Source organism: Salinimicrobium sp. CAU 1759, from assembly GCF_054482715.1.
This window is the reverse complement of record NZ_JBTLRK010000001.1, coordinates 710,668-722,763: the sequence shown is the minus strand read 5'-3', so window position 1 is coordinate 722,763 and position 12,096 is coordinate 710,668. Positions and strand designations below refer to the sequence as shown.

The following is a 12,096-nucleotide window of genomic DNA, read 5'->3' as shown; positions in this document are numbered from 1 at the left end:
AAATATGAAAAAATTTTATTTTGCTTTACTGGCATTATCGTTCCTGTTTACCGGCTGTGGGGAAGATCAGGCAACTGAAGAACTTCAACCAGAAGCTGTAGTGGAAACAGACAGTATCCCGACTATTAAAGGAGAATTCATTTTTCTGGCAGATGCTGCAGTTTTAAAGGGAAAAGACTTTATCTATGGAGTACAGATCGATTCGATTAGCAAGCAATTGGCCGACACTGTTGAACCTTTAAAAAGAGATGAGTTCGATATGATCGAGGTTACAGTAAAAGCAAAAGTGGTGCAGAACCCGGGACAGAATGGCTGGGAAGAACTGGTACAAATTAAGGAGATCCTTGAGATCCCAAAAAGAAAGGGAGACTCTGTAAGTGCTCCAAAAGTTACAAAAGACATAAATAAACCCTGAGGATTCAGGAAATATTGGAATTATGCTAAAGATAAAGAATTTACACGCTAAAGTTGAAGGCCTTAAAATTTTAAAAGGCATCGATCTTGAAATAAACGCTGGAGAAGTACATGCTATTATGGGACCTAACGGATCTGGAAAAAGCACGCTTTCTTCGGTTATTGCCGGGAAGGAAGAGTATGAAGTAACCCGCGGAGAGATCGTTTTTGAAGGAGAGGAACTTACTGAATTTGATGCTGAAGAAAGAGCACATAAAGGGGTATTCCTTTCATTTCAATACCCTGTGGAAATTCCGGGAGTGACAGTGACCAATTTCATGCGCACTGTGATTAACGCAAACAGGAAAGCCAGAGGCATGGAAGATATGCCGGCCAATGAAATGTTGAAGATGATCCGTGAAAAGTCGGAACTATTGGAAATCGACCGTAAGTTCCTTTCCCGTTCCCTGAATGAAGGTTTCTCTGGTGGAGAAAAGAAGAGAAATGAGATCTTTCAAATGGCGATGCTGGAACCAAAATTGGCCATTCTTGATGAGACCGATTCAGGTTTGGATATTGATGCTCTTAGAATTGTGGCCAATGGAGTGAACAAACTCAAGAGACCGGATAATGCAACTTTGGTGATCACTCACTACCAGAGATTACTGGATTATATAATTCCGGATTTTGTACATGTGATGCTGGATGGAAAGATCGTTAAGTCGGGAGGAAAAGAACTGGCTTATGAATTGGAGGAAAAAGGATATGACTGGATCAAGGAAGAAGTAGGAGCCTAAGGAGATCCCAGAAAAATGCCTTTTAATTTTCCCCTTTTTGGGGAGCAAGAAAAAAGAACAATGGAATTAAAAGATAAATTATTATCCTCTTTTCTGGCTTTTGAAGAGAACGTGGACATGCACAGTGACATCCATGAAATAAGGAGCCGGGCAATAAAGGATTTTGAAGAGATGGGTTTTCCTACCAAGAAACAGGAAGCCTGGAAGTACACTTCCCTTAATAAGGTGTTGAAGCACGACTACACTGTGTTTCCAAAGAAAGAGGACACCATTGACTACCGGGATGTGGAGAAATATTTTATTGATGATATTGATACCTATAAGATCGTATTCATTGATGGGATCTATGCGTCGCATCTTTCGGCTACTACGCACGAGAAGATCGATGCCTGCCTAATGTCTTCGGCTTTGAACAATTCGAAGTACAAGCCAATCATCGATAACTACTTTAATACAGTAGCGCCAAAGGAAAGTCTCACCTCCTTAAACACTGCATTTTCGAGAGAAGGAGCTTTTATACATATTCCGAAAAATACAATGGCCGATAAGCCAATACAGGTGATCAATTTCTCTACGGGAAATGAATCGGCTTTACTGGTGCAACCAAGGAACCTGATCGTAGTAGGAGAGAATTCTCATGTACAGATCATTGAGAGACATCAAAGTCTTACAGACCATCCTGTTCTTACGAACTCGGTTACTGAAATACATGCCGACAAAAGAGCGATTGTGGATTACTACAAGATCCAGAATGACAATCACCAGGCTTCATTAATAGATAATACATTTATTGAGCAGCATAGGGAAAGTAACTGTTCTGTACACACCTTCTCTTTTGGCGGAAATCTTACGCGTAATAATCTGAATTTTTATCAAAAAGGTGAGCGCATAGATTCTACCTTAAAGGGAATTACAGTGATTGGTGGAAAGCAACATGTAGATCATAATACTTTAGTACACCATATCGAACCGAATTGCGAAAGCCACCAGGATTATAAAGGTGTGTTTGCAGAATCATCTACAGGAGTGTTTAACGGAAAGATCATCGTTAACAAAGAAGCTCAGAAAACCAATGCTTTTCAATCCAACAACAACATACTACTGGATGACAAAGCAACCATCAACTCCAAACCACAGCTCGAGATCTTTGCCGATGACGTGAAGTGTAGCCACGGTTGTACAATTGGGCAGCTGGATGATGATGCTCTATTTTATCTGCGTTCCCGCGGAATTCCTCTTAAGGAAGCAAGAGCATTATTGATGTATGCATTTGCCAATAACGTTCTGGAAAGCGTAAAAATACCTGAACTCAAAGCAAGGATCACGAAAATTATTGCCCTTAAGCTAGGTGTAAACGTAGGCTACAGCCTGTAAAAACAATATCATATTTAATGAAAGTTGCCTCCACAAAACTCAATCTTGATGTCGAATCCATACGGAAGGATTTTCCTATTCTCACAAGAGAAGTAAATGGAAAACCGCTGGTGTATTTCGACAATGCGGCAACTTCTCAAACTCCGCAGCAGGTAATCGATGTTATAGTCGACTATTACAGCCGCTATAATGCAAATATTCACCGCGGAGTGCATACCCTGTCACAGGAAGCAACAGATGCTTACGAACAGGCAAGGATAAAGATTCAGGAGCATTTCAATGCCGCAAAAGCTCACGAGATTATTTTCACAGCAGGAACTACTCATGCCATTAACCTGGTGGCAAGTGGATTTACCACTTTACTCAAGGAAGGCGAAGAGATCATAGTTTCGGCTTTAGAGCATCATAGTAATATTGTACCCTGGCAAATGCTTTGTGAGAGAACTGGAGCGAAACTGCAGGTCATTCCAATGAATGATAACGGCACGCTTAAAATGGATGAATTCGACAAGTTGCTCTCCGATAGGACAAAGCTGGTTTTTGTCAATCATGTCTCTAATGCTCTTGGAACTGTAAATCCAGTAAAGGAGATCATTGAAAAAGCGCATGCAGTGGGGGCTGCTGTTCTTTTGGACGGAGCACAGGCTGCACCTCATATTAAAGCAGATGTACAGGAGCTGGGTGTAGATTTTTATGCCGTTTCTGCACATAAAATGTGTGGGCCTACAGGAGTAGGCGCACTTTACGGAAAGGAAGAATGGCTGAAAAAACTCCCCCCCTACCAGGGAGGAGGCGAGATGATCGCTACAGTGACTTTTGAGAAAACAACTTATGCCGATCTTCCTCATAAATTCGAGGCAGGTACACCGGATATTTGTGGGGGAATAGCCTTTGGTGCAGCCCTGGACTACATGAATTCCATAGGATTTGATAACATTGCTGCTTACGAACATGACTTGTTGGAATATGCAACAGAAAAGCTCCTGGAAATCGAAGATCTAAAGATTTACGGTACTTCAACAGAGAAAACAGCAGTTATTTCCTTTAACATCGGTAATATTCATCCTTATGACATAGGAACAATTATTGACAAATTAGGTATTGCGGTAAGAACAGGACATCATTGCGCTCAACCGGTCATGGATTACTACAACATCCCCGGAACCGTAAGAGCTTCATTTGCGTTTTATAATACTAAAGAAGAGATCGATATATTTGTAGATGGTGTAAAAAGGGCAAAAAATATGCTGGCTTAAATTTTGGGAATGAGAAATTTTGTGTTTCTGTTGTTTTATATTCTCTTGATTTCCTGTGCTAATACAGTTGACACTGTTTCCGAAGAAGGTTTAGATGGGAGCTATAAAGTAATGGCTGTACAGGGAGAGAAAGCGGTTTCAGATAGTATAATATTCTATTTTGAACCTTTGGGCAACAGGATTTCAGGGCATGCAGGATGCAATCAGTTTTCAGCTCATTATAACCAACAAGGGAATAATTTGGAATTCTCAACTCCAATGAGCACAAGAAAGTTTTGTGAGGGAATGATGGAACTTGAAAGGAAGATCCTTTCTTCTTTTGAAGATGTTGCCCGAATAAACCACAATGGAGAAGAAATTATCATCTTTTCCGATGATGATAAAGCTTTAATGATATTAACGAAAATTGACAGAAGTGAATAATATAAAGGAAATACAGCAAGATATTGTAGAGGAATTCGAAATGTTCGATGACTGGATGCAGCGGTATGAGCACATGATCGAACTGGGAAAGTCACTTCCACTAATTGAAGATAAATACAAGACTGAAGATAATCTTATAAAAGGATGCCAGAGCAAGGTTTGGGTTCATGCCGAACTGGAGGATGACAAATTGGTATTTACAGCCGACAGTGACGCGATCATTACCAAGGGAATAATTGCTATTCTTATTAGGGCCTATTCCAATCAACATCCAAAAGATATTATTGAAGCAGATACAGCTTTTATTGACGAGATCGGGTTGAAAGAGCATTTATCTCCTACAAGAGCGAATGGACTTGTAAGTATGATAAAGCAGTTGAAAATGTATGCTGTCGCATATCAAACACAATTAAATTAGAAATGGAGCACGCACAAAATTCTGAAGTTCTTGGAGAAAAGATCGTACGAGTCCTCAAGTCAATCTATGATCCGGAAATTCCTGTAGACATATATGAACTGGGACTGATCTATGACGTCATGGTAAGTGAGGATAATGAGATCAAGATCCTTATGACCCTAACAACACCAAATTGCCCGGTGGCCGAATCCCTTCCAATGGAAGTTGAGGAGAAAGTAAAAACCCTTGAGGAGGTGAACGACTGTGAAGTGGAGATCACTTTTGATCCGCCCTGGAGCCAGGACCTTATGAGCGAGGAAGCTAAGCTGGAGCTTGGAATGTTGTAATCTATTCCACTTTAAATCCTTTAAATCACCTATGGCCGAAGAAATCGTAAACCGGGTAGCCAACTCTAAGCTTATCACATTTGACCTGGAGGATCATTATCCTGCCGGAGAAAGGGTTTTATTTGATATCAAGGACTGGCTGGTGGAAGGGTTTGTGCTAAGAGAAAGAGAGTTTCGGGCAACGGCCAAGGCTCATGACTGGGCTCAATATGAGGGAAAATATGTGGCACTTACCTGTTCCAGCGATGCAATAATTCCGGGTTGGGCCTACATGCTATTAAGTACCTACCTGGCTCCTGTTGCTAAGAAAGTGGTTGTAGGAGACCAGGAGATCCTTGAAACTGTCCTTTATACAGAAATAATTCAGAAATTAGATATCTCAAAATATCAGGACGTGCCGGTAATCATTAAGGGTTGTTCAAAAAGGCCTGTACCTCAAAATGCTTACCTTCAACTCATTTCTAAACTTCAGCCGGTAGCGAAGAGCATTATGTACGGCGAAGCATGTTCTTCTGTGCCTCTTTACAAAAAATAAACATGAAGAAACTTCTACTTTCGGTTTTCATTCTTTCAGGATTAATAGTAAACGCACAAGAAAATAAGGAGGATATACCTCCAAACGGCTGGACTTCTGAAGGTAAATTTCAGCTGCTATTCAACCAATCGGCTTTTAACAAGGAATGGACGGGAGGTGGAACTTCAAGCGTAGCAGGAAATCTTATGCTAGACTACAACCTCAACTATAGAGAGGGTAATTTTACATGGGATAACAAAATTCTTGGCAATTACGGACTCACCAAACTGAAGGGAGATGAGTTCACCCGTAAAACCAGTGACAGGTTAGAATTGAATTCCATTGCAGGTAAACAACTGGAGAATTCCAACTGGTATTATTCCTTTTTTGCAAATTTCAGGACGCAGTTCAGCAAAGGATATGTTTATTCCAAGGATGCTGAAGGGCAGCAAACCCGCAGAGAAACCACTCATTTCCTTTCCCCTGGTTTTTTACAGTTTGGGCCGGGGATGATGTGGAAGAAAAACGAAGATTTCTGGTTTAATCTTGCTCCCGCTACAGCACGCTTCATATTTGTTGACAGGGAATTCACTAGTGTACCGGGATATGAGAATGGCTCCTATTTTGGCGTTGATGAAGGGAAAAGCTCCAGATTTGAACTTGGTGCTTCTGTAAACGCTTATCATAAAACAGAGCTGGTCAAAAATGTCATTTTAGAGAACTCTTTAAGCCTTTACTCCAACTACCTGGATAAGCCGGGAAATATCGATATCGACTACCTTTTGAACCTGGAGATGACCGTGAATGAATATATTTCAGCCAATCTCATATTTCAGGCTATATATGATGATAACACTGTGGGTGCATTCCAGATCCGGGAAGTCTTCGGAGCCGGTCTCACCTACAACTTTTAATCCCCTAAAAGAACATATCCAAAAATGACATTTTTGGGGAAGCTTTAAGATCTCAAGGCTCTTACCCTTACCTCTTGTACTATGGATTTATGTAACTTTGTTTCAATAGGAAGAATTTTATGCTAGAAAAGAACAATCTTGAATACGAGAAAGTAGTGTTGATCGGGATCATCACCCGGGAACAGAATGAAGAAAAGCTTGAAGAATACCTTAACGAACTTGAATTCCTGACCTATACCGCAGGCGGTGAGGTGGTAAAGCGCTATACCCAAAAAATGGAGCGGCCAGATCCAAAAACTTTTATTGGATCTGGAAAAATGGAGGAAGTCCGGAACTACATAAGTGAGAACGAAGTAGGAACTGCCATTTTTGACGATGAACTTTCTCCGGCCCAGCAAAAGAACATTGAGCGGGTACTCAACTGTAAAGTTCTTGACAGAACCAATCTTATTCTAGACATTTTTGCTCAGCGTGCAACTACAAGCTATGCCCGAACGCAGGTGGAGTTAGCCCAATATCAATATCTCCTGCCACGCCTTGCCGGGATGTGGACTCACCTTGAAAGACAGCGTGGAGGTATTGGAATGAGAGGACCCGGAGAAACAGAGATCGAGACAGACCGTCGTATTGTTCGCGATAAGATCTCCCTTTTGAAAAAGAAACTCGAGACTATTGACAAGCAAATGGAAGTACAGCGCGGTAACCGCGGTCAACTGGTGAGAGTGGCTTTGGTGGGTTATACCAACGTAGGGAAATCCACTTTAATGAACGTGATTAGTAAGAGTAAAGTCTTTGCCGAAAATAAACTTTTTGCCACTCTTGACACTACAGTGCGAAAAGTGGTAATTCGTAACCTCCCTTTTCTGCTAACCGATACCGTAGGATTCATTAGAAAACTTCCTACTCAGCTGGTAGAGTCCTTCAAATCCACATTAGATGAAGTGCGCGAAGCAGACCTGTTACTGCACGTGGTAGATATTTCGCATCCCCAATTTGAGGATCATATCGCTTCTGTAAACCAGATCCTGGCCGAGATCAAAAGTGCCGAGAAACCAACCCTTATGGTCTTCAATAAGATCGATGCCTATGAAGCTGAAAAGATCGACGAGGATGACCTGATGACCGAAAAAACAAGTTCCCATAACACCTTAGCCGAATGGGAGAATACCTGGATGAACCGCCTAGGGGATAATGTGCTTTTTATTTCGGCACTCAACAAAGAGAACCTGGAAGAATTCAGGAAGAAAGTCTACGAAGCTGTTCGCGAGATCCACATTACCCGCTTCCCATATAACAATTTCCTTTACCCTGAATATGACACTTATGGCGATGGAGAAGAGGAGGAATAATTAAAAAATTCAGTATTTTAGTTCAGCTATAAATCACTGAATATGAAAACTCTACTTCTGTTACCATTGCTGTTGTTCTTTACAATGGCAACCGCACAGGATCTTGAGGGATCCTGGCAACTTATGGAGATCAACGATCAACCTGTCAATGACCGGGAGACAGTAAGGATCTACATGGACGACTATTTTGCCCAGGGCACCCGCGAAAAAGGAACGAACAAATTTATAAGCGCTACCGGAGGGGAATTCACTCTAAATGGTTCCTATAGTGAATCCTATGATTTTGACACACAGGACACAGAAATGCTTGGGAAAACCCGCGTTTTTGAGCCTGCTGAGATACAGCAAAATATGCTCATTCTCACGGCCGACGATGGCAGCACTTATACCTGGAAAAAGATATCAGATGACACGAATGACCTTTCCGGAAATTGGGTGATCACAGGCAGACAAAGGGATGGCGAACTCAATCGCAGCACTCCCGGAGCGAGAAGAACTATCAAGATCCTTGGCGGTGACAGATTTCAATGGGTGGCTTTTAACTCAGGTTCCGGAGAATTTTTTGGCACCGGAGGCGGGACCTACACTGCTGAGGACGGAAAATATATTGAAAACATCGAATTCTTTTCACGGGATGACAGCCGCGTAGGCGCCAGCCTTGATTTCGACTATGAGGTAAAGAACGGAGAGTGGCATCACAGCGGAAAAAGCTCAAAAGGAGATCCAATATATGAGATCTGGTCTCCGTATAGAGAAGCTTACAAAAAATAAAAACAGTTCAGTTAAATGATCTTTACCAGACCTCATGGGTTTTTAAAACCTCTGAGGTCTTTTTTATTTCATTGCCAGCACAGCCTTTTCCGCACACTTTTCACCATCAATAGCAGCCGAAACAATTCCGCCGGCATAACCTGCTCCTTCCCCGCATGGATACAAACCTTTTATTTGTACATGCTCAAGAGTCACTCGATCCCTCGGAATGCGAACCGGTGAAGATGTTCTGGATTCGGTAGCATGGACTACAGCTTCATTCGTAAAGTAACCTTTCATGCTCTTTCCAAATTCCATAAACCCCTTCTGAAGGCTTTTATGCACAAAACCGGGTAGCACTTCTCCAAGATCAGCTGAAACAATTCCCGGCGTATAAGAACTGTGAGGCAGATCAGCTGAAATTTTTCCGTTACTAAAATCAACCAGCCTTTGTGCGGGTGCTGTCTGAGTTTTACCACCGGCCACCCAGGCTTTCTTTTCAACTTCCTGCTGAAATCTTAGTGCTGCCAGAGGAGAGTCTCCAAAAATGGCAAAATCTGAAGGTTTTATTTCCACCACAATTCCCGAGTTTGCAGTCGCCTGATCCCTTTTACTTGGAGACCAGCCATTGGTCACGATCTCACCTGGTGATGTGGCACAAGGTGCTATGATCCCTCCGGGGCACATACAAAAGGAGTAAACTCCCCTGCCTCCTACCTGCTTTACAATGCTGTATGAAGAAGGCGGTAAAAATTCGCCTCTATTATCTGTGTGGTATTGTATCTTGTCTATCAATGCCTGTGGATGCTCTACCCTCACTCCCAGTGCAAATGGCTTAGCCTCAATTTGAATGTTCTTTTCGTAAAGTAGTTCAAAAATATCCCGGGCTGAATGACCGGTGGCTAAAATGACTTTTTTGGCACCTATATTTCTACCGTCCTTTAGGAGAACACCTTCAACTTCGTCATTTCTCACCAGAATATCCACAACACGAGAATTAAATAGAACTTCCCCGCCATGCTCTATAATAGCCTGGGTGATATCCTGGATAATTGCGGGTAACTTATTCGTGCCTATATGAGGATGAGCCTCCACAAGGATCTGCTTTGTTGCTCCAAAAGCCACTAACAGCTCAAGAATTCTATTTACGTCTCCCCGCTTTTTACTTCGGGTGTAGAGTTTACCGTCAGAATATGTACCGGCACCACCCTCTCCAAAACAATAATTGGAATCTTCATTAACGACGTGCTCAATATTTAGTTTTTTAAGGTCTCTACGCCGGGCCCGGACATCCTTTCCCCTTTCGATCATAATTGGCTTCTTCCCCAACTCAATGCACCTCAAAGCGGCAAAAAGACCGGCGGGTCCTGCCCCGACAATAATGACAGCTTCCTCACTGGAAACATCTCTATACCGGGGAGTGTTTATCTTTACTTCCTCAAAATCTTCACTTAGATAGACATTGAGCTTCAGGTTTATTTTCACCTTCTTTTGCCGCGCATCTATACTTCTTTTTATTACCTCCACATGTCGCATTTCAGAAAAAGGAAGACCTTTCTCACGCGACAGGTGATGTTTCAAAGCTTCGGCATTACCAGCAGTTTCAGGAGATACTTGTAAAGAGAATTCTTTTTGCACGCAGATCTAATTTTGCTGCAAAGATAGACTTTATCCCTTTTAATGCTCTTTAGTAATTTTCAGCATAGCCGAAGATTCGGCAATAGCAACTCCTAATCCTTTCCTGTCGTTCTTAGTCTTACGAAATGAATATAACTAAGCTTTGGCTCCATAACTTCCAGGGTCATTTTATCTGACCCCAGGCTGTTAATTGCATAACTGTGACTGACAAGGGTATCTTTCTGGTTTAACGGAAAAAGATCTAAATAATGATGTTCAAGGCCACTCGGAGAAGTTTCCCTTGAAATTTTATAATTGAACTTCCTAGAGGTTTTTCCATCTATGATCCAATGACATTCTGTAGACGTGAAAGACCACAGGTTTTCGGGTTCATCTTTGATCATCCAGGTTCCCCGGATAAGATGGCTTTCATCCTGTTCAGAAGAAAACTTTGAGAGATCGGGCACAAGGATGGCCATTAATAGTATGCTAAGCCTGGCTGGTGATAGTAAATCCATATTTAAACCTAATTCCTCTAATGTAGCAATTTTACTGCTCCCTGAAGATCTTCTTAATCTGCAGAAATAATTACGTCGTCAAGCTCATATACCCCGTTATAATAAGAATGGTCACTGCCGGTGTACCGAAAGGCTATATATCCCTTGCCTTCAACACAAGAGAGATCTACTAACCCGGCGGGGATCCAGTCACCAAAATGATCATTATTTTGCGCAATGGTGGCTGCAGAGAGTATTTTCCACTCCATCTTAAGCAGGTTCTCTTCCATTCCATCCCAATCGGTGGAAATTAATACATCCAAAAAGCTGCCATTTGCAAAACTTGTGGAAGTTTTAAAAGAAAGCACTTCTCCGCTGTTAGTATCAAAATTGATCCTGGGTGTGATCAACCAACTTATACTTCGATTATCGCCAGAACCGGCAGGACGCATCCTGGCCGATTTTCCCAAAGAAGCATTGGCACCTGTAGAAGAATAAGCTTCCCAGAGACGGGAACCTTCCTGAACAAAGTTCTTCCATCCCTTCCCTTCTACAGGTTTGTTGTTCTTTAGAGCACTAAAGTCATCCTCAAAAAGAATTTTAGAACCTGTCTTATTCCCAAGCCCACAATGAACGAATCCAGGATCACATCTGGAATTCTGGTTTAGATTCACGTCTCCCGGATAGTTGACATAAACAGTATAAAAGTCGTCGAAATAATCACGAGTTAGGATACCTCTAATATTTCCTGAACCCGCGGGTAGTTTCAACCCGGAAAAATCTGCATAGGTACTGGTGCTAAGAATGAACGGAAAATCTCCGGAACAACTTTCAAGCAACCTTTCACCGTCATATTCATCATTGGATTCGGCGGCATAGGTTGCTATATTATTTGAGTCGACCAGCAGTTTATTAAATTGGACATTATTGATCTGAACGTAAATATTCTCAAGTTCATCGCTGAATTCTGAAGCCGTAATAATCTTCGGAACAATCTCCGCAACTTCTGCACTTCTCGTAAGATGGTAGGAGATCCGCGGCTGTGGAATATTGATTACCCGATTACCCTCGCCAACTCCAAGAGCAGCAACTCCATTAACATTACCTACACTAAGACCTTTCAGGTTGATGTAGATCTTTCTTCCGAAGTTATAGAACTGGTAATAGGAATTCATGTTCAGCTTAATGGTTACTCCTGCAGTTGGATTGTGCTTGGTATTTTGAACAATCAGTTCTTTATAAAAATTACCTGCTTCATCACTCGAGACCACATATGCCTCCATAACCAGGTCCTCTTCAAAGGTCAAAATCTTATCCTGATCCTGATAGAACCTTCCCAGTACAGCCTCAAGATCAATATTGGTCTCCAGTGCCAGATCGGCAACTGCACCGCTTGTCTCATGGTCATCCTCGGGTGCACAACCTGCGAAAAGCAGCAGGCTCAAAAATGGTAAAATCCTCTTCATTT

14 protein-coding genes are annotated in these 12,096 nt (G+C 42.0%); 11 read left to right on the top strand and 3 right to left on the bottom strand.

Going from position 1 to position 12,096, the window contains the following annotated elements; translation table 11 throughout:
• Positions 1–4 precede the first annotated feature (4 nt).
• The 11 genes from ACXYMT_RS03305 (at position 5) to ACXYMT_RS03255 (ending at position 8,535) form a co-directional block, all read left to right on the top strand.
• Positions 5–415 (top strand): hypothetical protein, encoded by a 411-nt coding sequence (locus tag ACXYMT_RS03305; RefSeq protein ID WP_459057662.1) that lies wholly within the window; start codon positions 5–7, stop codon positions 413–415.
• Positions 416–437: 22 nt separating this feature from the next.
• Positions 438–1,190, top strand: a complete 753-nt coding sequence (gene sufC / locus ACXYMT_RS03300) for a Fe-S cluster assembly ATPase SufC (protein ID WP_459057661.1) — start codon at positions 438–440, stop codon at positions 1,188–1,190.
• A 60-nt stretch (positions 1,191–1,250) separates the two neighbouring features.
• The gene (gene sufD, locus ACXYMT_RS03295; RefSeq protein WP_459057660.1) at positions 1,251–2,564 is read left to right on the top strand and encodes a Fe-S cluster assembly protein SufD; all 1,314 of its coding nucleotides are present in this window, start codon (positions 1,251–1,253) and stop codon (positions 2,562–2,564) included.
• A gap of 17 nt (positions 2,565–2,581) precedes the next feature.
• Positions 2,582–3,820, top strand: a complete 1,239-nt coding sequence (locus tag ACXYMT_RS03290; RefSeq protein WP_459057659.1) for an aminotransferase class V-fold PLP-dependent enzyme — start codon at positions 2,582–2,584, stop codon at positions 3,818–3,820.
• Positions 3,821–3,829: 9 nt separating this feature from the next.
• Positions 3,830–4,243 carry an META domain-containing protein gene (locus tag ACXYMT_RS03285; protein ID WP_459057658.1) on the top strand — a complete coding sequence of 138 codons (414 nt, stop codon included), beginning with the start codon at positions 3,830–3,832 and terminating at the stop codon, positions 4,241–4,243.
• The gene (locus ACXYMT_RS03280; RefSeq protein ID WP_459057657.1) at positions 4,236–4,661 is read left to right on the top strand and encodes a SufE family protein; all 426 of its coding nucleotides are present in this window, start codon (positions 4,236–4,238) and stop codon (positions 4,659–4,661) included. Before ACXYMT_RS03285 ends, ACXYMT_RS03280 begins: the two co-directional genes overlap by 8 nt.
• Positions 4,662–4,663: 2 nt before the next feature.
• Positions 4,664–4,987, top strand: a complete 324-nt coding sequence (locus tag ACXYMT_RS03275; protein WP_459057656.1) for an SUF system Fe-S cluster assembly protein — start codon at positions 4,664–4,666, stop codon at positions 4,985–4,987.
• A 31-nt stretch (positions 4,988–5,018) separates the two neighbouring features.
• Positions 5,019–5,522 (top strand): DUF2480 family protein, encoded by a 504-nt coding sequence (locus ACXYMT_RS03270; RefSeq protein ID WP_459057655.1) that lies wholly within the window; start codon positions 5,019–5,021, stop codon positions 5,520–5,522.
• 2 nt (positions 5,523–5,524) lie between these two features.
• Positions 5,525–6,415 carry a DUF3078 domain-containing protein gene (locus tag ACXYMT_RS03265; RefSeq protein WP_459057654.1) on the top strand — a complete coding sequence of 297 codons (891 nt, stop codon included), beginning with the start codon at positions 5,525–5,527 and terminating at the stop codon, positions 6,413–6,415.
• 119 nt (positions 6,416–6,534) lie between these two features.
• The gene (gene hflX / locus ACXYMT_RS03260; RefSeq protein WP_459057653.1) at positions 6,535–7,764 is read left to right on the top strand and encodes a GTPase HflX; all 1,230 of its coding nucleotides are present in this window, start codon (positions 6,535–6,537) and stop codon (positions 7,762–7,764) included.
• Between the two features lie 42 nt (positions 7,765–7,806).
• Entirely contained in the window at positions 7,807–8,535 is a 729-nt protein-coding gene (locus ACXYMT_RS03255; protein WP_459057652.1) for a hypothetical protein, read from the top strand.
• Between the two features lie 63 nt (positions 8,536–8,598).
• On the opposite strand, the gene ACXYMT_RS03250 is transcribed toward ACXYMT_RS03255, so the two are convergent.
• The 3 genes from ACXYMT_RS03250 to ACXYMT_RS03240 form a co-directional block, all read right to left on the bottom strand.
• Positions 8,599–10,152: an NAD(P)/FAD-dependent oxidoreductase gene (locus ACXYMT_RS03250; protein WP_459057651.1), complete on the bottom strand. Its 1,554-nt coding sequence runs from the start codon at positions 10,150–10,152 to the stop codon at positions 8,599–8,601.
• Positions 10,153–10,244: 92 nt separating this feature from the next.
• The gene (locus ACXYMT_RS03245; RefSeq protein WP_459057650.1) at positions 10,245–10,649 is read right to left on the bottom strand and encodes a hypothetical protein; all 405 of its coding nucleotides are present in this window, start codon (positions 10,647–10,649) and stop codon (positions 10,245–10,247) included.
• Between the two features lie 53 nt (positions 10,650–10,702).
• On the bottom strand, positions 10,703–12,094 hold the full coding sequence (locus tag ACXYMT_RS03240; RefSeq protein ID WP_459057649.1) for a DUF5689 domain-containing protein: 1,392 nt from the start codon (positions 12,092–12,094) through the stop codon (positions 10,703–10,705).
• Between the last annotated feature and the right edge of the window lie 2 nt (positions 12,095–12,096).

Coding starts and splice junctions, on each gene's coding strand:
- ACXYMT_RS03305 (WP_459057662.1), top strand. CDS start 5: ATGAAAAAATTTTATTTTGCTTTACTGGCATTATCGTTCCTGTTTACC.
- sufC (WP_459057661.1), top strand. CDS start 438: ATGCTAAAGATAAAGAATTTACACGCTAAAGTTGAAGGCCTTAAAATT.
- sufD (WP_459057660.1), top strand. CDS start 1,251: ATGGAATTAAAAGATAAATTATTATCCTCTTTTCTGGCTTTTGAAGAG.
- ACXYMT_RS03290 (WP_459057659.1), top strand. CDS start 2,582: ATGAAAGTTGCCTCCACAAAACTCAATCTTGATGTCGAATCCATACGG.
- ACXYMT_RS03285 (WP_459057658.1), top strand. CDS start 3,830: ATGAGAAATTTTGTGTTTCTGTTGTTTTATATTCTCTTGATTTCCTGT.
- ACXYMT_RS03275 (WP_459057656.1), top strand. CDS start 4,664: ATGGAGCACGCACAAAATTCTGAAGTTCTTGGAGAAAAGATCGTACGA.
- ACXYMT_RS03270 (WP_459057655.1), top strand. CDS start 5,019: ATGGCCGAAGAAATCGTAAACCGGGTAGCCAACTCTAAGCTTATCACA.
- ACXYMT_RS03265 (WP_459057654.1), top strand. CDS start 5,525: ATGAAGAAACTTCTACTTTCGGTTTTCATTCTTTCAGGATTAATAGTA.
- hflX (WP_459057653.1), top strand. CDS start 6,535: ATGCTAGAAAAGAACAATCTTGAATACGAGAAAGTAGTGTTGATCGGG.
- ACXYMT_RS03255 (WP_459057652.1), top strand. CDS start 7,807: ATGAAAACTCTACTTCTGTTACCATTGCTGTTGTTCTTTACAATGGCA.
- ACXYMT_RS03245 (WP_459057650.1), bottom strand. CDS start 10,649: ATGGATTTACTATCACCAGCCAGGCTTAGCATACTATTAATGGCCATC.
- ACXYMT_RS03240 (WP_459057649.1), bottom strand. CDS start 12,094: ATGAAGAGGATTTTACCATTTTTGAGCCTGCTGCTTTTCGCAGGTTGT.